Origin of the sequence: Streptomyces sp. NPDC086989, from assembly GCF_044745505.1 — a bacterium.
In the GTDB taxonomy this organism is placed as follows: domain Bacteria; phylum Actinomycetota; class Actinomycetes; order Streptomycetales; family Streptomycetaceae; genus Streptomyces.
On the sequence record NZ_JBIVAL010000005.1, the window covers coordinates 73,739 to 92,465 of the forward strand.

Below are 18,727 nucleotides of genomic sequence, written 5' to 3' on the forward strand. Positions count from 1 at the left end.
CCGTTACTCGGCGAGTTCGGTCGCCTCGATCACGACGACCGGGATCTCGCGGTCGGTCTTGCCCTGGTACTCGTCGTACGCCGGCCAGTGCTTCACCATCACGGGCCAGTACGCGGCGCGCTCCTCGGAGGAGGCGGTGCGGGCCGTGCCCTGGAGTACCTTCGGGCCGACCTGGATGCGGACCTCGGGATGCGCCGTCAGGTTCTTGTACCAGAGCGGGTGCTCGGGGTCGCCGCCCTTGGAGGCGACGACGAGGTAGCGGCCGTCCGCCTCGCCGTAGATCAGCGGGGTGCGCACGGCGTTGCCGGAGACCCGGCCCACCGTGGTGAGCAGCAGGGTCTGGGTGCCGTTCCAGTACTGGCCCTCGGCCCCGTTCGATCCGACGTACTGCTTGACGTGGTCGAGCTGCCAACTGCCCGGCTTGGGGTCCTTGGGGTGGTCCCAGTCGATGTCCGTGGTCGCCATGTCCGTGTACCTGCCTTCGCTGCCGAGCTGATTGCGGGGGTTGAACCGTCAACGAAACTCAACGACTGGCAACCGAGGCGGGCACGGTTTTATGCCCCCGGGAGCGTGAAGCCGTCGAACAGGTCGTCCAGGGCGCGCCGGGTGACGCGGGCCGGGGTGGCCCGTACGGCGAGGTCACGCACGGCCACCGCGAGGGGATGGGCGAGCGCGGCGACCCGGCCGGCCCGGCGCGACCGGATCCGGATGGCGTCGGTACGGGAGCACCGGGCGGCGCTGTAGGCGGCCAGCGCGGCCGGTACCCCGGCTCGGCGGTCGAGGAGGTGCGCGAGGACGACGGCGTCCTCGACGGCCTGGCAGCCGCCCTGGCCGAGGTTGGGGGTCATGGCGTGCGCGGCGTCGCCGAGCCAGGCGATCCGGCCGTGGTGCAGACGGGGGAGCGCGGCGGCCAGGTCGTACAGGTCGTGCTGGAGGACGGCCGCGGGGTCGATCCGCTCCAGCAGCGCGGGGACCGGGTCGTGCCAGGAGCCGAAGCGGCGCAGGAGTTCGGCCCGGACGTCGGCGGGGCGGTGGCCCTCCGGGGCGACGGCGGTGGCGTACACGTACACGCGGCCGTCGGCGAGGGGGACGACGCCGAAGCGCTCGCCGCGGCCCCAGGTCTCGGCGGTGTCCAGCGGCCGCCCGGCCGGGCCGTCACCGGACAGGACGGTGCGCCAGGCGGTCGCCCCGCCGTGGAGCAGGCCGGGGTGGTCCGGGAAGTACGCGCGGCGCAGCCCGCTGTGGATGCCGTCGGCGGCGAGGACGACGTCGGCGGTGAGGTCCCCGGCCGAGGTGCGCACCACGGGCGCGTCGGGGGAGCCGGGTTCGTGGTCGACGCCGGTGACGCGGGCCCCGTAGTGGATCGCGGCGGGCGGGAGCGCGGCGGACAGGGCCTCGGCCAGGGCCGGCCGGTACACGGCGAGCGGGGGCCTTCCGTACCGGGCCGTCAGTGCGGCGGTGTCGGCCCGGTGCAGCCAGCGGCCGTCCGGTCGGCGCAGTCCCATCGCGGCGGGGACGGCGCGGCCCGCGGCGCGGGCGGCGTCGAAGCCGATGGCGTCGAAGGCGCGCAGGGCGTTGGGGGCGAGGACGATCCCGGCGCCGGCGGCCGACGGCTGCGGGGAGCGCTCGCAGACCGTGACCCGCCAGCCGCGACGGTGCAGGGCCACCGCTGCCGTGAGTCCGCCGATCCCGGCCCCTGCCACGACCGCGTGCGGTGAGGACATGGTGAGTTCCTCCCTTTCTCCCCTTCGGCCTCTACATCCGTAGAGGGTCCGTGAAGGTCACTCTACAGCTGTAGAGTGACCTCATGTCCACCCCCGACCGCAGGACCCTGATCGCGGACACGGCGATCGCCCTCGTCGCCGCCGCCGGCCTGCGCGGCCTGACCCACCGGGCCGTCGACGGCGCGGCGCGGCTGCCGGCCGGCAGCACCTCGTACTACTTCCGTACGAGGACGGCGCTGATCGGCGCCTGCTACCAGCGGCTGGCCGAACTGGACCTCGGTGACGTCGAGGCGGACCTCGGCGCGGAGTTCGGCGTGGACGCCGGCGCCGGCGTGGACGTCGGGGTGGACCCGGGTGGGGATCCGGGTGGGGACCGCGGGCAGGCCGAGGGCGGCGCCGTCGCCGCACCGGGTGGGCCGTCCGGCCGGGAGGCGGCCGCGAAAGCGCTGGCCGAGGTCCTGCACCGGTGGCTGACCACCGGCCGGACGCGCCAGCTGGCCCGCTTCGAGCTCAGCCTGGAGGCCGCACGGAACCCGGAACTGGAGCCGGAGTTGCACCGGGCCGGGCAGGGCGCCCGGGCGCGGGCCGCCCGACTCCTCGCGGCACTGGGCGCGCAACGGCCGCAGGAGTCCGCCGAGCTGCTGGCCGCGTGGACCGACGGACTCCTCTACGACCGCCTCGTCGGCGCCCTCGCGCGCACCCGCCCGGCCCCGGACCGGGCCGAACTGGCCTCCGTCGCCCACCGGATGCTCGACGCGGCGCTGGCCGGGAACGACGGGCAGGGCGCCGGTACGGTCCGGGAACCCGGAGCTTAGGATCAGGGCGTGACAGCCGAATTTCAGTGTGTGGTGCTGGACTGCCCCGATCCGCTGCGCCTTGCCGAGTTCTACCGGGAGGTGCTGGGCGGGACCGTCAACCGGCCGGACCCGCGCTGGACGGTCGACGAGCACTGGGCGACGCTGCACGTTCCGTCGGGTCAGGTCCTCGCCTTCCAGCGGGTGGCGGACCACCGGCCGCCGCGCTGGCCCGACCCCGCGCACCCCCAGCAGGTCCACCTGGACTTCGCGGTGCCGGACCTGGACCGGGCGCAGGAGCAGGTGCTGGCCTGCGGCGCGAAGCTCCTGGACGCCCGCCCCGGCGCGGTCCCCGACGACTGGCGCGTCTACGCCGACCCGGCGGGGCATCCGTTCTGCCTCATCCGCAAGGCCTGACCGCCGCCCGACGCTCCCACCGCGGGACCCGCCGGAGCCGCGCTGAACGTGCCACACCCGCCGGACCCGCTGGACGCGCCGGACGTGCTGGGCCCGCTGGACGCGCCGTGCCCGCTGGAGCCGCGCTGAACGTGCCACACCCGCCGGAGGCGCTGGGCCGCGCCCCCGTCCGGCCGACCGTGTGAGGGCCGTGGCGGGGGCCGGGCGCCCGGTGCATCAGTCCGTCGAGCGGGTCCAGCCGGCGGCCTCGATCCGGGACGCGTCGGCCGGACGGTCCTCCGCAAACAGGAGCCGGCCCGGTTCCGCCACCCGTACGACGTCCACGTACACCCCGCGCCCGACGTAGCGGCCGGTCGCGGCGTGCCGGAAGCGCAGGTGCACCGGGCGCCCCGCCCAGGCGCCGAGCGGGGCTTCGAGGCGGTGCCAGATGCGGCCGGACCAGCCGCCGGCACTGCCGCGCGGCCACTGCTCGGGCGTCCCGCCCGTCGACCGCAGCGTGCTGAACGCCAGCGGCTCCCAGGACTCCCCGTCGGCCGAGGCCTCCAGGTGGAAGGCGCCCTCGCCGGGCACGGTGTCCCACCACACGGCGCAGCGCAGCCGGGCCGCGCCGGTGGCCGGGGTCAGCGGCGGCAGGGTGAGGGTGCCGGAGCCGCCGGTCTCCATGCCCGAATACCACGCCGGACCGCCGTGCTTCGTACGGACCGGGACGGCGCGGGCGAAGCGGTTGCCGACCGCGACCCGCGGCGCGCTGCCGGCCCGCCAGGTGCGCACGGGGTGGACGGAGTTGCCGAGCAGGACGAGGAAGGAGTCGGTGGAGGGGTCCAGGACCAGGGAGGTGCCCGTGAAGCCGGTGTGGCCGGCGGAGCGCGGGGTGGCCATGGCCCCCATGTACCAGTGCTGGTAGAGCTCGAAGCCCAGGCCGTGGTCGTCGCCGGGGAAGGCGGTGTTGAAGTCGGTGAAGAGCAGTTCCACGGAGGCGGGCCGCAGGATGCGCCGGCCGGCGTAGACGCCGCCGTCGAGGAGGGTGCGGGCGAGGACGGCCAGATCCCAGGCCGTGCCGAAGACGCCGGCGTGGCCGGCGACGCCGCCGAGGGCGTGGGCGTTCTCGTCGTGGACCTCGCCCCACACCAGCCCGCGGTCCAGGCCGGACCACGGAGGCCGCTGCACCTCGGTGGCGGCGGTGACGCGGCGCCACGAGAGCGGTGGCCTGTAACGCGTGCGGTGCATCCCGAGCGGAGCGGTGATCTCGTCCTGGAGCAGGAGGTCCAGAGTGTGACCGGTGATCCGTTCCAGGAGCAGCTGAAGCGCTATCAGGTTCAGATCGGAGTACCGGTACACCGACCCCGGCGTTTCCTGCGGACGCACCGACCACAGCATCCGCAACTGTCCCTCGCGGGAGGACTGCTGGTAGAACGGCGCCCAGGAGCGCAGCCCGGAGGTGTGCGTGAGCAGCTGGCGGACCGTGATCAGCTCCTTGCCGCCCCCGGTGAACTCGGGCAGGTACCGGTCCACCGGAGCCTCCAGCTCCAGGTTCCCGCGCTCCATCTGCTGCACGGCGATCAGCGAGGTGAACAGCTTGGTCAGCGAGGCCAGGTCGAAGACGGTGTCCTCGGCCATCGGGATCCGCTGGGCCGCCGGGAACTCCCGGACCCGGTCGGTGCGGCCGTCGTAGTCCGCGTACCGCACGGCCTCGCCCATCGCGCGGTGCAGGGCGACCGTGCGGCCCCGGCCGGCGAGCACCACGACTCCGGCGTAGTAAGGATGTTCGGGGGAGGGGCCCAGGAACCTCCGCGCCTCGTCGGCCGCCGCCTCCAGGTGCCTTTCGACCAGTCCCGCCTGCCGTGCCGACCCGTACCGCAGGCGCAGTCCCTGGAGAGCGCGCCGCTCGGCCGCACCGCCCGCGGCCCCAGGCAGTGCGGCGTGCAGGGCGAGCACCCCGCCGAGCCACAGCAGCCGCCCCGCGAGCCGCCGCCGGCTCGGCCCCGGCCCGCGCGCGGCCGCCGGCCCCTGCGGCGCGCGGCTCCCGTGTCCGTCCGGGACGCCCCCGGTCCCGTCGAGGGGAGCCGCCGATGCCTCTGCGGCCACCCTCCTGCCTGCCGCCCCGTGGTCCTCCATGACCGGTCCTCCCGTCCACCGCCGCGCCCTCCCGAAGTATCTGCCCGCGGGCGCGGCGGGCCCCGCACCGACGGACCGTCAAAGAATCTGACGATGCATCAGAAAAGCTCTTCCCTCGGCCGCCGGGCTGCGGCATGCTGCCGCCCATGGAGACGGAGCTGAGCAGGAAACTGGGAGTCGAGTACGCCATCTTCGGTTTCACGCCCTTCCCGGCGGTCGCCGCGGCCATCACCCGCGCCGGCGGCTTCGGCGTCCTCGGCGCCGTCCGGTACACGGCCCCCGACGACCTCAATCGCGACCTCGACTGGATGCAGGAGCACACCGACGGCAAGCCGTACGGCCTCGACGTCGTCATGCCCGCCAAGAAGGCCGTCGACGGCATCAGCGAGGCCGGCGTCGAGGCGATGATCCCGGCCGGGCACCGCGCCTTCGTCCGCGACACCCTCGCCAAGCACCACGTCCCCGAACTGGCCGAGGGCGAGGCCTCCGGCTGGCGGATCACCGGCTGGATGGAGCAGGTCGCCCGCAACCAGCTTGACGTCGCCTTCGACTACCCCATCAAACTCCTGGCGAACGCCCTCGGTTCCCCGCCCGCCGACGTCATCGCCCGCGCCCACGACCACGGCGTCCTCGTCGCGGCTCTCGCCGGGAGCGCCAAGCACGCCCGCCGCCACGCCGAAGCCGGCATCGACATCGTCGTCGCCCAGGGCTACGAGGCCGGCGGCCACACCGGCGACATCGCCACCATGGTCCTCGTCCCCGAGATCGCCGAGGCCGTCGCCCCGCTCCCCGTCCTCGCCGCCGGCGGCATCGGCAGCGGCGAACAGATCGCCGCGGGCCTCGCCCTCGGCGCCCAGGGCGCCTGGCTTGGCTCCCTCTGGCTCACCACCACCGAAGCCGACCTGCACTCCCGCGCGCTCACCGAGAAGCTGCTCGCCGCCGGCTCCGGTGACACCGTCCGCTCCCGCGCCCTCACCGGCAAACCCGCCCGCCAGCTGCGCACCGAGTGGACCGACGCCTGGGACGACCCCGAGGGCCCCGGTGCGCTCCCGATGCCGCTCCAGGGGCTGCTGGTCGCCGAGGCCGTCTCCCGGATCCAGAAGTACGAGGTCAAGCCGCTGCTGGGCACACCCGTCGGCCAGATCGTCGGCCGCATGAACTCCGAACGCAGCGTCCAGGCCGTCTTCGACGAGCTCACCGTCGGCTTCGAGCGCGCCATCGACCGTATCAACCGCATCGCCGGCCGGGCCTGAGAGGTGTGATCAGCATGAGTGGCACGAGTGAGCAGCCCTGGGGGTCCCCCCGGACGAACTCCGGGGGAGGATTCTGGGCACAGGCGGCCGCCGACCCCGGGCGCACCGTACTGGTCACCCCCGAGGGCGAGGAGTGGAGCGCCGGCCGGCTGCACGCCGACGCCAACCGCCTCGTCCACGGACTGCGCGCCGCCGGCCTGGAGAGGGGCGACGTCTTCGCCGTCGTCCTGCCCAACGGCGTCGAGTTCCTGACCGCCTATCTCGCCGCCACCCAGGCCGGCTTCTACCTGGTCCCGGTCAACCACCACCTCGTCGGCCCCGAGATCGCCTGGATCGTCTCCGACTCCGGCGCCAAGGTCCTCATCGCCCACGAGCGGTTCGCCGACGCCGCCACCGCCGCTGCCGACGAGGCGGGCCTGCCCGCGAGCCACCGCTACGCGGTCGGAGCGGTCGCCGGTTTCCACCCGTACGCCGAACTCCTCGGCGGACACCCCACGCAGCCCCCGGCGGACCGCACCCTGGGCTGGGTGATGAACTACACCTCCGGCACCACCGGACGTCCGCGTGGCATCCGCCGCCCGCTGCCCGGCAGGCTCCCGGAGGAGACGTACCTCGGCGGCTTCCTCGGAATCTTCGGCATCCGCCCGTTCGACGGCAACGTGCACCTCGTGTGCTCCCCGCTGTACCACACCGCCGTCCTCCAATTCGCCGGCGCCGCCCTGCACATCGGGCACCCGCTGGTCCTGATGGACCGCTGGACGCCGCAGGAGATGCTGCGGCTGATCGACGCCCACGCGTGCACGCACACCCACATGGTCCCGACGCAGTTCCACCGGCTCCTCGCCCTGCCGCAGGAGACGAAGAACGCGTACGACGTCTCCTCGATGCGGCACGCCATCCACGGCGCCGCGCCCTGCCCGGACCACGTCAAGCGAGCGATGATCGACTGGTGGGGCACGTGCGTGGAGGAGTACTACGCGGCCAGCGAGGGCGGCGGTGCCTTCGCCACCGCCGAGGACTGGCTGAAGAAGCCGGGAACCGTCGGCAAGGCCTGGCCGATCAGCGAACTCGCCGTCTTCGACGACGACGGGAACCGGCTGCCGCCCGGCGAACTCGGCACCGTCTACATCAAGATGAACACCGGAGGGTTCAGCTACCACAAGGACGAGGACAAGACGAAGAAGAACCGCATCGGCGAGTTCTTCACGGTCGGCGACCTCGGGCTGCTGGACGAGGAGGGCTACCTCTTCCTCCGCGACCGCAAGATCGACATGATCATCTCGGGCGGGGTGAACATCTACCCGGCCGAGATCGAATCGGCCCTGCTCACCCATCCGGCCGTCGCCGACGCCGCCGCCTTCGGCATCCCGCACGCCGACTGGGGCGAGGAGGTGAAGGCGGTCGTCGAACCGGCCGAGGGCTTCGCGGCCGGGGACGCCCTCGCCGCGGAGATCCTGCACCACTGCGAGCGGCAGCTGGCCGGCTTCAAACGGCCGAAGTCGGTCGACTTCATCGAGACGATGCCCCGCGACCCCAACGGCAAGCTGTACAAGCGGCGGCTGCGCGACCCCTACTGGGAGGGCCGCGAACGCGCCATGTGAGCGCCCCGAGTGTGGCGGACCGGAATCCGAGTCCCGCGACCCGAGCTCCGAGTCCCGCGACCCGGGCTCAGGGTCCCGCGACCCGAGCTCCGGGTCCCGGTCCGCCACGCCCGACATTTCGTGAGAAGCGCCACGTCAGAGCTCCGGTCGCGCCCCATGCGCCGCACATCGGGGACACTTCTGGCAAGTTGGCTGATATGAGTACGGCTACCCGCAGATTCCCCCTGACCGACTGGACCGTCGTGGTCCCCGTGGTGGCGCTCCTCGCGCTCGCCTTCAGCTGGGGACGCGATCTGCCCGGATTCGCCGTGGGCCTGGTCGCCCTGTGTCTCGGGGGCGCCGTGCTGGCGGCCGTCCACCATGCCGAGGTCGTCGCCCACCGGGTGGGCGAACCCTTCGGCTCGCTCGTCCTGGCCGTCGCCGTCACCATCATCGAAGTGGCCCTCATCGTCACCCTGATGGCCGACGGGGGCGACAAGACCGCCTCCCTCGCCCGGGACACCGTCTTCGCCGCCGTCATGATCACCTGCAACGGCATCGTCGGGCTGTCCCTGCTCGTGGGCGCCCTGCGCAACCGGGTCGCCGTCTTCAACGCCGAGGGCTCCGGGGCGGCCCTGGCCACGGTGGCGACCCTGGCCGTCCTCAGCCTGGTCCTGCCGACGTTCACCACCAGCAAGCCGGGGCCGGAGTTCTCCACCGCACAGCTGGCCTTCGCCGCGGTGGCCTCGCTCGCCCTGTACGGGCTGTTCATCGCCGTCCAGACGGTCCGTCACCGGGACTACTTCCTGCCCGTGGACACCGCGTCCGCCGCATCCGGCGCTTCAGGCGCGTCCGCCGCGCCCGGAGTGTCCGCCGCGCCCGGTCCGAAGAAGGCGGACGGCGGGGACGGCGACGGGGGGCACGCCGCGCCGCCGACCTCCCGCGCCGCCCTCGTCAGCCTCGGCCTGCTGCTGGCCGCGCTCATCGCCGTCGTCGGGGACGCCAAGGCCGTCTCGCCCACCATCGAGGCGGCCGTGGCCGGTGCAGGCCTGCCCAACGCCGTCGTCGGTGTGATCATCGCCCTGCTGGTGCTGGCCCCCGAGACCCTCGCCGCCGTCCGCGCCGCCCGCCGCGACCGCGTTCAGACCAGCCTCAACCTCGGCTACGGCTCCGCCATCGCCAGCATCGGCCTGACCATCCCCGCCATCGCGCTGGCCTCCGTCTGGCTGTCCGGCCCGCTGCTGCTGGGCCTGGGGCCGGTCCACATGGTGCTGCTCGCCCTGACCGTCGTGGTCAGCGCCCTCACCATCGCCCCCGGCCGGGCCACGCTGCTCCAGGGTGGTGTCCACCTCGTGGTGCTGGCCGCGTACCTGTTCCTCGCCGTCAGCCCCTGAGCGCGCGCGGCGGGTCCGGACCGACCGGACCCGCCGCACACCGTCCGGTTCCGCTCAGCGGCGCTCGTGCGGCCGGACCACCTTCAGTTGCGGCGAGGTGAGGATGTCCCGCTCGCAGAACCGCGAGGTCACCCACCGCTCCTGAGAGAACAGCCGGGTCTGGTCGGCGTAGTGTGGCGAGGCGGGGTCCGACGACTGGCCGTACGTCAGCAGCGTGCGCGCCACCGGACAGCGGCTGCCGTCCCAGCCGACCGCCTGGATGTGGCTGGAGCCGTGCACGACCTCTGGGTAGCCCCCGGCCGCCGTGTTCCACGGCGCCTCCACCTTGTTCCACACGCCCAGCGCCTCGGTCCCGCCCGGGACCGGCAGCCTCTGGCCGCCGCGCACCACGAACTGGTGCTCGCCGAGCGGCGCGTCCGGCGCGATCCCGGCCGCCGTCAGCTCCGCGACGGTGTCCGCGAGCGCCCGGCCGATCCCGGGTGCCGCCCGGTTGAGCGTACGGGGGGTGTGGACCGGATCGGCCGCGGAGAACGGCACCAGCCACAGGTCCTTGGCCGCCGTGCCCGCCGTGAGCCTGCGCCAGAACCGGTCGAAGAGCAGCGCGCCGCGGCTGCCGGTGTCGGCCGTGCGGTCCCAGCCCGCCAGCACCGGGCAGGCCGCCGAGACGTCCACCGTCCGGCCGTCGCTCGCGGTCGCCGCGCCACCGGGCAGAGCCGCGCAGGCCCTCGCCGCGTCGGCCGCGGCCAGATCGCCGGCGGGGACCCGGTTCGCGAACTGCTGCCTCTGCAGATCGGCCACGGTCAGCCGGCCCTTCGCGGCCATCGCCGCGACGTCCTCGACGGCGCCGCGGGTGCGCAGCGACCGCGGAGCGCCGGCACTGCCCCAGATCCGCTCGTACCCGGTCAGCGGCCGGTCGGCATTGGCCAGCCAGGCGCTGTCGTTGGAGTTCTCCGCGTACGGGGCGTCGCGCAGCGTCGGTGCAGCGGCCGGGCCGAACACCCCGGGCTGTACCGCGTCCGGGTCCGAGCCGAGCGCGCAGTCGCCGCGCGCGCCGTCGAGGACCGCGAGCCCGGACGCCGGGTAGGTGGCCCTGCCGAGCGGGGTGGAGCAGCGGGCGGCGAGGTCGTCGGTGATCCGGGGGAGCACCTGGGACTGGGTGAACAGCGTGCCGCCGGCCGAGTCCGCGGCGATCGTGTTCACCCAGGGCAAGCCCTGGGTGCGCTTCAGCGCGTCCTGGATCCCGGCGACCGAGCGGGCCCTGCCCATGGCGAGGGCGGTGTCGGAGCCGCGGAGGTTGGCCGCGTTCGGGTCGTTCAGCGCGTACGCCGTGGTCGCCGTCCAGGGCAGCGGGAGCCCGGGGCCCAGGCCGGTGATCACCGGCCCGTAGCGGGTCCACCACTGGGTGCGGGTGACGGGGGCGCCGCCGGCCACCTGGACGCTGACCGTGCGCTGCGTCATCCTCTCCGGCGCGCCGTCGACCAGATAGGTGGTCGGGTCGGCCGGGTCCAGGGTGAGCTGGTGCAGGTTGACGGGGGTGCCGGTGGCCACGGTGTGGCTCCAGGCCACCTTCTCGTTGAAGCCGATGTTGACCACGGCGGTGCCCAGCAGGGAGCCGCCGGAGACGTTCAGTTCGCCCGGTATGGTCTGCTGCGACTGCCAGAACCGGCGGCCCCCCTTCCAGGGGTAGTGCGGGTTGCCGAGCAGCAGTCCGCGGCCGTTCGCGGTGGTCGGGCCGCTGAACGCCACCGCGTTGGAGCCCATGTCGTAGCGGCTCGTGTCGAAGAACGCCCGGGCGGCCTCGGCGGCTGCCGCCGGGTCGGTCCCGGCGGCAGGCCCGGTACGGGCCACGGCGCCACCTCCCGCTGCCGCCCCGGCCGGCGGCCGGGCCGCGGCGATGTCGTCGACGGCGCGCCCCTGGCCGCCGAGCACCGAGACGGCGAACCCGCGGGAGGCCACGTCGAGCGTGGTCACCGGGCGGACCCAGCCGGCGCCCTTGCAGGCCGGATCGGTGATCTTGTTCTGGGCGAGCCAGGCGTTGTACCCGGCGGCCCAGCCGCGCATCAGCTCCCTGAGGTCCCGGCTGGGTCCGGCCGGGGCGGGCATGGCGAGGAGCCTCTCGACGGTGCCGGCCTCCCGCACCCCCTTGAAGTACAGATCGCTGGAGAGGTTCCCGGTCGCGGAGGACAGCGAGCCGTCGGGCGCCGCGCCCGCGCCGAACCAGCGGGAGCGCTCGCCGGCGACGGTCACGAACCCGTCGGCGAGCACGCAGACCTGGTCGGCTGCCTGCGCCCAGCCCGTGCCGAAGCCGAGGTGGGCGTAGTCCTGGGCCAGGATGTGCGGGATGCCGTTCTCGGTGTACCGGATGACGGCGGACAGGCCGCCGCCGGACGGCCCGCGGTCGGCGGCGGCCGTCGCGGCCGAGGCCTGCGGGGCCGCGGCGGTGACGGCGAGCAGGGCCGCGCCGGTGAGCGCGGCGCGGCGGAGCAGCGGGCGGGTGCGGGAATGTCCGTGGAGTAAGCGCAACGTGCCTCCCAAGTGGCCTGCGACGGGGCGTGGTTGCCCCGTGGTGCAGGAGGTGCTTGCGTGCCCCCACACTCGTGCAGCCGGTCTGATGATCTGTCAACATGCCGTTTGGTATCCGGTCGTTGTGGTCCTTGACCCCGGGCGCGCGCTGAGACGAGGATCGCGCCATGACGGCAACGCAGTCGGGGCGGGCAGGGCGGTCGGTGCGGGGGAACACGGTCGACGGGCTGGTGCGCGACAGCGCGCTACGCGTCCCCGGCCGGCCGGCCGTCCACTACCGGAACCGCACCTGGACGTACGCGCAACTCGACGCCGCCGTCTCCACCGGGGCCGCCGTGCTGCGAGAGCGGTACGGGCTGTCCGCCGGCGACCGGGTCGCGGCCTTCGCCCACAACTCCGACGCCTACCTGCTGGCCTTCCTCGCCTGCGCCCGGGCCGGGCTCACCCACGTTCCGGTCAACCAGAACCTCACCGGCGAGGACCTCGCGCACATCCTGGACGACTGCAGCAGCGCGCTGGTCCTCGCCGACCCCGACCTGTGCGGGCGGATCCCCGGGGGCCACGCCGTACGGCCGCTGCGCGACGCCCCCGGCTCCTTCCTGGCGGAGCTCGCCGATCCGCGGCCCTTCGCGGCGGACGGCGATGCGGACGCCGTGGTCCAGCTGCTCTACACCTCGGGGACCACCGCGCTGCCCAAGGGCGCGATGATGACGCACCGGGCGCTGGTCCACGAGTACGAGAGCGCGATCGAGGCGCTGGACCTGGCCGAGGAGGACCGGCCGGTGCACTCGCTGCCGCTCTACCACTCGGCGCAGATGCACGTCTTCCTGCTGCCCTACCTGGCGGTGGGCGCGCAGAACACGATCCTGGACGCGCCGGCCGCCGAGGAGATCTTCGGGCTGGTGGAGCAGGGGCGGGCCGACAGCCTCTTCGCGCCGCCCACGGTGTGGATCGCACTCGCGGGCCACCCCGACTTCGGGCGCCGCGAGCTGGGCGCGCTGCGCAAGGCGTACTACGGGGCCTCGATCATGCCGGTGCCCGTACTGGAGCGGCTGCGGGCGAGGCTGCCCGGACTCGGCTTCTACAACTGCTTCGGGCAGAGCGAGATCGGCCCGCTGGCCACCGTCCTGGGACCGGACGAGCACGAGGGGCGGATGGAGTCCTGCGGGCGGCCCGTCCGCCACGTCGAGGCCAAGGTGGTCGACGAGGACGGGGCGGAGGTGCCCGACGGCACGGCCGGCGAGGTGGTGTACCGCTCGCCCCAGCTCTGCCTGGGCTACTGGAACGACCCCGAGGCGACGAGGAAGGCCTTCAGGGACGGCTGGTTCCGCTCCGGTGACCTCGCGGTGCGCGACGCCGAGGGGTACTTCACGGTCGTCGACCGGGTGAAGGACGTCATCAACTCGGGCGGGGTACTGGTGGCGTCCCGGCAGGTCGAGGACGTGCTCTACACCCACCCGGGGGTTGCCGAGGCGGCGGTGGTGGGCCTGCCCGACGAACGGTGGATCGAGGCGGTCACGGCCGTCGTGGTGCCGCGCGGCGAGGTGACGGAGGCGGAGCTGCTGGCGTACGCGCGGGAGGGGCTGGCGGGTTTCAAGGCCCCGAAGCGGGTCCTGTTCGTGGACGCCCTCCCGCGCAACGCCAGTGGCAAGATCCTCAAGCGGGAACTGCGCGACCGTTTCGGGCAGGAGCCCCGGCCCAACCCCTGAGGCCGCGCCGCGGCGCCGGTCCGGCGAGGGCCCGCGCGCGTCACTCGGGCGGCAGGCCGGTGTCCCGGAGGCGGCGGGCCGTCAGGTGTTCGTGGACCAGGCGCCCGACGAGGGCGCCGCCGTAGACGACGAAGCCGACGCCCACCAGCCAGGACTGGACGACCAGCAGCGTGCCGAACGGGCCGTACGTGACGGCGTTGGACGCGATCAGCGGGGAGAACACCAGCTGGGAGAAGACCCGCAGTCCGAGCAGGCCCAGGCTGGTCGCCACGGCCCCCGGCAGCAGGGCCCGCCAGCGGACCCGGCCGCCGAGCAGCAGCCGCTGGGAGCCCCAGAAGAACAGGCAGGTGCCGACGAGGTCGCCGGTGGTGCCGAGGATCGCGCCGATGGCGTCGTCGGACGGCGCGCGGATCCCGACCAGCAGCCCGAGGTAGCAGACCAGCAGGGCGAGCCAGACGACGTGCCGCCACATGGTGTGCCAGCGGGCGGTGGGCAGGTCCCACACCTTCTCGTACCCGGTCTGCACGGCCGAGCCGAACGTCAGGCCGAAGACGGCCAGGGCCGCGAGGCCGAAGGCCGTGGTCCGTTCGAGGGCCAGGTCGGCCGCGCCGAACAGCATCTCGACCCGGGCCCGTGACGACGCGGTGACCCCGAGGGCCTGGCCGAGCCAGCGCCCGAAGCCGGACCCGCTGCCGGGGGCGGCGGCCGCGACGACCACCAGCAGCGGCACCAGGGTCAGGAACCCGAGGGCGGCGAAGCCCATGGCCCGGTGCATGAGCTCCATCTCCCGCCCCCGGCTCCACGCCAGCCCGGCCGGGGAGGCCTGGAGCCGGTCATGGAGCCGGTGGAAGATCGAGGTCACGCCTCATGGACTACCCGGAGGCGCCCGCCGGGTCCCGGAGGCTCCCCCGAAGTAGGCCCGAAGGGGTGGTTCCGGCGTCCCCGGGGAAGCCGCCCTGGGCCTACCCCGGGGAAGCCGCCACGGGCCTAGTGCGGCGGCTACCCGGCCCCTCTGAGGTCCACCATCCGCTTGATCTTGCCCACCGAGCGCTCCAGGGTCTCCGGCTCGACCACCTCGACGGCCACGGAGACCCCGACGCCCTCCTTGACCGCGCGGACCACGGCGGCCGCCGCAGCCTGCCGCTGACCGGGGTCCGCCTCCCGGCGGGCCTCCACCCGTACGGTCAGGGCGTCCATCCGGCCCTCGCGGGTCAGCCGCAGCTGGAAGTGCGGGGCCAGGCCGGGCGTGCGCAGCAGGATCTCCTCGATCTGCGTCGGGTACAGGTTGACGCCCCGCAGGATGATCATGTCGTCGCTGCGGCCCGTCACCTTCTCCATCCGCCGGAAGGCCGGCCGCGCCGTACCCGGCAGCAGCCGGGTCAGGTCCCTGGTCCGGTAGCGGACGACCGGCATGGCCTCCTTGGTCAGCGAGGTGAACACCAGTTCCCCGGACTCGCCCTCCGGCAGCACCTCACCGGTGAACGGGTCGACGACCTCCGGGTAGAAGTGGTCCTCCCAGATGTGCAGACCGTCCTTGGTCTCCACGCATTCCTGGGCCACGCCCGGCCCCATCACCTCGGACAGCCCGTAGATGTCCACCGCGTCGATGCCGAGCCGCTGCTCGATCTCCCGGCGCATCTCCTCGGTCCACGGCTCCGCGCCGAATATGCCCGTCCGCAGCGAGGTGCTGCGCGGGTCGATCCCCTGGCGCTCCATCTCGTCCAGCAGCGTCAGCATGTACGAGGGGGTCACCATGATGATCTCCGGCCGGAAGTCCTGGATCAGCCGGACCTGGCGGTCGGTCATCCCGCCGGACGCGGGGACGACCGTACAGCCGAGCCGCTCCGCGCCGTAGTGCGCGCCGAGCCCGCCGGTGAACAGGCCGTACCCGTACGCGATGTGCACCGTCTGGCCCGGTCTGCCGCCCGCCGCCCGGATGGACCGGGCCACGACGTCCGCCCAGGTGGACAGGTCCCCGTCGGTGTACCCGACGACGGTGGGGCGACCCGTCGTACCGCTGGAGGCGTGGACGCGGCGCACCTCGGAGCGGGGCACCGCGAACATGCCGAAGGGGTACTGGTCGCGCAGGTCGGCCTTGGTGGTGAACGGGAAGAGGGACAGGTCGGCGAGGGAGCGGCAGTCGTCGGGGTGCACGCCGGCCTTGTCGAAGGCCTGCCGGTAGTGGGGCACCCGCTCGTAGGCACGGCTGAGGGTGGCGCGCAGCCGCTTCAGCTGGAGCGCGGCCAGCTCGTCGCCGCTCAGCCGCTCGCCGTCGTCGTGGACATCGCCGTACGCCGTCATGCCGTCACCCCATCGTGAGCGTGGTCCGGGCCTGCGCCCGAGCCCGGCCCGCCTAGAACCGACCGATCATTCGGTAGATTGCCCCAGCGCGGCGGCTAAATCAATGACTCGAACGAGTGATCGCATGATGGGATGGCCTCATGCCGATCTTCACCTCTTACGACGGAACCGAGCTCGCCTACCACGTCAAAGGTGAGGGCGAGCCGCTCGTCTGCCTCCCCGGCGGCGCCATGCGGGCCTCCGCCTACCTGGGCGACCTCGGGCGGCTGACCGCCGGACGCCGGCTGGTCCTCCTCGATCTGCGGGGTACGGGCGACTCGCAGGTCCCGGCCGACGAGTCCACGTACCGGGTCGACCACCAGGTCGCCGACGTCGAGGCGCTGCGGATCCACCTCGGACTGGAGCACATGGACGTACTGGCCCACTCCGCCGCCGGCAACCTCGCCCTGCTCTACGCGGCGGCGCACCCGGCCCGGCTGCGCCGCCTGGCCCTCGTCACTCCGACCTGCTGGGCCGTGGGCCTCGACTCGACCCCGGAGCAGCGCCTGGAGGTGGTCCGGAAGCGGGCGGGCGGCGAGCCGTACGACAGCGCCATCGCCGCCTACGAGGAGATCCTCGGCGTCCTCGCGGCCGGCGGCGCCCCCGCCCCGGCGGACTGGAGCCGGACGATGCCCCTCGCGTACGGGCGCTGGGACGCGCAGGTGCGCGCCCACATCGACGCGAGCGACCGCGAGAAGAACGCGGTGGCCTCCGCCGCCTTCGCGGGCCCCGGCGCCTTCGACCCGCCCGCCACCCGGGCCGCCCTGCGGAGCGTGAGCGGCGCAGTGCTGGTGCTGGCCGGGGAGCTGGACAGCAACCCCACGGCCGGCCTCGCCGCCGAACTCGCGGCGCTCTTCCCGCGGGGACTGGCCGACGTCCAGCCAGGCGGCGCGCACTTCCCGTGGCTGGACGACCCGAAGTGGTTCGCGGCCCGTGTGGAGCGCTTCCTGGCCGCCGGAGTCTGAGCGCCGGGGGCGCGCAGCACCCCCGGTCCCGGCGGCCGCGGCCGCGGCGCGGTGCGCGGCGGTGGGCGGGACCGGGCGGACCCGGCGGGATCCGCCCCCCGCCTGCCGCGACGCCGCCCGTCAGCGCCCCGTGTCCGCCTCCGTCGCCACCGACTTCGCCCAGCGGTAGTCCGCCTTGCCGCTCGGCGAGCGCTGGATGGCCGGCGCCACCACCAGCTGGCGCGGGATCTTGTACCCCGCGAGCCTGGTCCGGCAGTGCCGCTGGATGTCGTCCAGGGTCGGCTCGGGCGCGCCCGCCCGCACCTGCACCACCGCCGCCACGTGATTGCCCCACTTCACATCCGGCACCCCCGCGACCAGGGCGTCGTACACGTCCGGATGGGACTTCAGCGCCTGCTCGACCTCCTCCGGATACACCTTCTCGCCGCCCGTGTTGATGCACTGCGAGCCGCGCCCGAGGACCGTGACGATGCCCTCCTCGTCCACCGTCGCCATGTCCCCGAGCAGCACCCACCGCTCGGAGCCCTTCCGGAAGAAGGTCTCGGCGGTCTTCTGCGCGTCGTTGTAGTAGCCGAGCGGGACGTGGCCGCGCTGCGCGAGCCGCCCCGGCACGCCCACCGGCACCGGCTCGTGCGTCACCGGGTCCACCACCTGCGTACGGTCGTTGACCACGAGGCGGAAGCCCCTCTCCGGGCCCGAGTCGTCGGCCGCCCTGCCGTTCGACCCCGACTCCGAGGAGCCGAAGTTGTTCAGCAGCAGCACGTGCGGCACGAGCCGCTGGAACTCCGCCCGGACCGTCTCCGACATGATCGCCCCGGACGATGAGACGCTGAACAGCGAGGACAGGTCGGTCCCCTTGAGCGGGCCCTTCAGGGCGTCGATGAGCGGCCGGAGCATCGCGTCGCCCACCAGCGAGACGCTCGACACCTTCTCCTTCTCGATCGTGCGGAGCACCTCCTCCGGCGCGTACTTGCGGTGGATGACCACCCGCTGGCCGTAGTTGAAGGCGATGAACGAGGTCAGCGTCGACGTTCCGTGCATCAGCGGGGGAGCGGGGAAGAAGGTCAGCCCCGCGCCCTTCGCCGCCACCCGCTCGGCCAGCTCCTCGGGCCGCTTCACCGGCTCGCCCGAGGGCTCGCCGCCGAACAGCCCCGCGAAGAACAGGTCCTCAGCGCGCCACATGACGCCCTTGGGCATGCCGGTGGTGCCGCCCGTGTAGATGATGAAGAGGTCGTCGGGGGAGCGGGGCGCGAAACCGCGCCCGGGTGAACCGGCCGCTTCGGCGTCCGCGTACGCGACCGGGGTGAGCGACGGCTCCGGCGCTCCCTCGGGTACCGGCCCGACGCGGATCAGGTGGCGGAGCTTGGGCGTCTGCGGCAGGGCGGCGGCCACCCGGTCGGTGAACTCGCCCTCGAAGACGAGCGCGGCGAGGTCGGCGTCGTTGTAGAGGTAGACCAGCTCCTCCTCCACGTACCGGTAGTTGACGTTCACCGGTACGAGGCGGGCCTTGAGGCAGGCCAGGACGGTCTGGAGGTACTCGATCCCGTTGTAGAGGTGCAGTCCCAGGTGCTCGCCGGCCGTCAGCCCGCTGTCCAGCAGGTGGTGTGCGATGCGGTTCGCCGCGGCGTCCAGCTCCGCGTACGTGAGGCGGCGCTCGGCGCCGGTGCCGGGGTGGTCCACGTACACCAGGGCCTCGCGGTCCGGGACCACGTCGACGACCGACTCGAACAGGTCGGCAAGGTTGTACTCCACCGTTCCTCCTCACCCCCGAGGTATCCCGTTTCCGGGCCATGGCCGTGCAGCCCGGCGGTCATTAGAGCGCCGCTCAGCCCAAGTGGGAAGGGTGCGGCCCAAAAATCTGACTGTGTGTCAGAAAACTATTGAACTGCACCCTGCCCTCCTGCAACCTGTTC

The 18,727-nt window shown here is 73.7% G+C and carries 14 protein-coding genes; 7 read left to right on the forward strand and 7 right to left on the reverse strand.

The genetic code is table 11. The annotated features are described in order from the left end of the window. Nucleotides 1-3 precede the first annotated feature (3 nt). Both ACIPK4_RS13125 and ACIPK4_RS13130 read right to left on the reverse strand, forming a co-directional pair. Nucleotides 4-465 carry a nitroreductase family deazaflavin-dependent oxidoreductase gene (locus ACIPK4_RS13125; RefSeq protein ID WP_402311960.1) on the reverse strand — a complete coding sequence of 154 codons (462 nt, stop codon included), beginning with the start codon at nucleotides 463-465 and terminating at the stop codon, nucleotides 4-6. Nucleotides 466-554: 89 nt separating this feature from the next. Further along, complete coding sequence (locus ACIPK4_RS13130) at nucleotides 555-1,724, reverse strand: FAD-dependent monooxygenase (RefSeq protein WP_402311963.1); 1,170 nt, start codon at nucleotides 1,722-1,724, stop codon at nucleotides 555-557. A gap of 83 nt (nucleotides 1,725-1,807) precedes the next feature. On the opposite strand from ACIPK4_RS13130, the gene ACIPK4_RS13135 reads away from it, so the two are divergent. After that, nucleotides 1,808-2,539, forward strand: a complete 732-nt coding sequence (locus ACIPK4_RS13135) for a TetR/AcrR family transcriptional regulator (RefSeq protein WP_402311966.1) — start codon at nucleotides 1,808-1,810, stop codon at nucleotides 2,537-2,539. 9 nt (nucleotides 2,540-2,548) lie between these two features. Further along, complete coding sequence (locus ACIPK4_RS13140; RefSeq protein WP_402311969.1) at nucleotides 2,549-2,935, forward strand: VOC family protein; 387 nt, start codon at nucleotides 2,549-2,551, stop codon at nucleotides 2,933-2,935. A gap of 216 nt (nucleotides 2,936-3,151) precedes the next feature. Here ACIPK4_RS13140 and ACIPK4_RS13145 read toward each other — a convergent pair whose 3' ends face one another. Then, nucleotides 3,152-5,050 (reverse strand): serine hydrolase, encoded by a 1,899-nt coding sequence (locus ACIPK4_RS13145; RefSeq protein WP_402311972.1) that lies wholly within the window; start codon nucleotides 5,048-5,050, stop codon nucleotides 3,152-3,154. 146 nt (nucleotides 5,051-5,196) lie between these two features. Between ACIPK4_RS13145 and ACIPK4_RS13150 the strand changes: the two genes are divergently transcribed. The 3 genes from ACIPK4_RS13150 (at nucleotide 5,197) to ACIPK4_RS13160 (ending at nucleotide 9,277) form a co-directional block, all read left to right on the forward strand. Continuing rightward, on the forward strand, nucleotides 5,197-6,303 hold the full coding sequence (locus tag ACIPK4_RS13150) for an NAD(P)H-dependent flavin oxidoreductase (RefSeq protein ID WP_402311974.1): 1,107 nt from the start codon (nucleotides 5,197-5,199) through the stop codon (nucleotides 6,301-6,303). 14 nt (nucleotides 6,304-6,317) lie between these two features. Then, nucleotides 6,318-7,904 carry an acyl-CoA synthetase gene (locus ACIPK4_RS13155; protein ID WP_402311977.1) on the forward strand — a complete coding sequence of 529 codons (1,587 nt, stop codon included), beginning with the start codon at nucleotides 6,318-6,320 and terminating at the stop codon, nucleotides 7,902-7,904. Nucleotides 7,905-8,101: 197 nt separating this feature from the next. Beyond that, nucleotides 8,102-9,277, forward strand: coding sequence for a calcium:proton antiporter (locus ACIPK4_RS13160; RefSeq protein WP_402311980.1), 1,176 nt, complete (start codon nucleotides 8,102-8,104; stop codon nucleotides 9,275-9,277). 54 nt (nucleotides 9,278-9,331) lie between these two features. On the opposite strand, the gene ACIPK4_RS13165 is transcribed toward ACIPK4_RS13160, so the two are convergent. After that, nucleotides 9,332-11,800, reverse strand: coding sequence for a penicillin acylase family protein (locus tag ACIPK4_RS13165; protein WP_402311983.1), 2,469 nt, complete (start codon nucleotides 11,798-11,800; stop codon nucleotides 9,332-9,334). Between the two features lie 167 nt (nucleotides 11,801-11,967). Here ACIPK4_RS13165 and ACIPK4_RS13170 point away from each other — a divergent pair, with 167 nt between their 5' ends. Further along, nucleotides 11,968-13,509, forward strand: coding sequence for a fatty acyl-CoA synthetase (locus ACIPK4_RS13170; RefSeq protein WP_402311985.1), 1,542 nt, complete (start codon nucleotides 11,968-11,970; stop codon nucleotides 13,507-13,509). A gap of 40 nt (nucleotides 13,510-13,549) precedes the next feature. On the opposite strand, the gene ACIPK4_RS13175 is transcribed toward ACIPK4_RS13170, so the two are convergent. Together ACIPK4_RS13175 and paaK are read right to left on the reverse strand one after the other, a co-directional pair. Continuing rightward, nucleotides 13,550-14,371: a YhjD/YihY/BrkB family envelope integrity protein gene (locus ACIPK4_RS13175; RefSeq protein WP_402311988.1), complete on the reverse strand. Its 822-nt coding sequence runs from the start codon at nucleotides 14,369-14,371 to the stop codon at nucleotides 13,550-13,552. 137 nt (nucleotides 14,372-14,508) lie between these two features. After that, a complete protein-coding gene (paaK, locus tag ACIPK4_RS13180) occupies nucleotides 14,509-15,810 on the reverse strand; it encodes a phenylacetate--CoA ligase PaaK (RefSeq protein WP_402311991.1) in 1,302 nt (433 codons plus the stop codon). A 140-nt stretch (nucleotides 15,811-15,950) separates the two neighbouring features. On the opposite strand from paaK, the gene ACIPK4_RS13185 reads away from it, so the two are divergent. After that, nucleotides 15,951-16,814: an alpha/beta fold hydrolase gene (locus tag ACIPK4_RS13185; RefSeq protein WP_402311994.1), complete on the forward strand. Its 864-nt coding sequence runs from the start codon at nucleotides 15,951-15,953 to the stop codon at nucleotides 16,812-16,814. A gap of 120 nt (nucleotides 16,815-16,934) precedes the next feature. On the opposite strand, the gene ACIPK4_RS13190 is transcribed toward ACIPK4_RS13185, so the two are convergent. Further along, nucleotides 16,935-18,566 (reverse strand): acyl-CoA synthetase, encoded by a 1,632-nt coding sequence (locus ACIPK4_RS13190; RefSeq protein WP_402311996.1) that lies wholly within the window; start codon nucleotides 18,564-18,566, stop codon nucleotides 16,935-16,937. Nucleotides 18,567-18,727 lie beyond the last annotated feature (161 nt).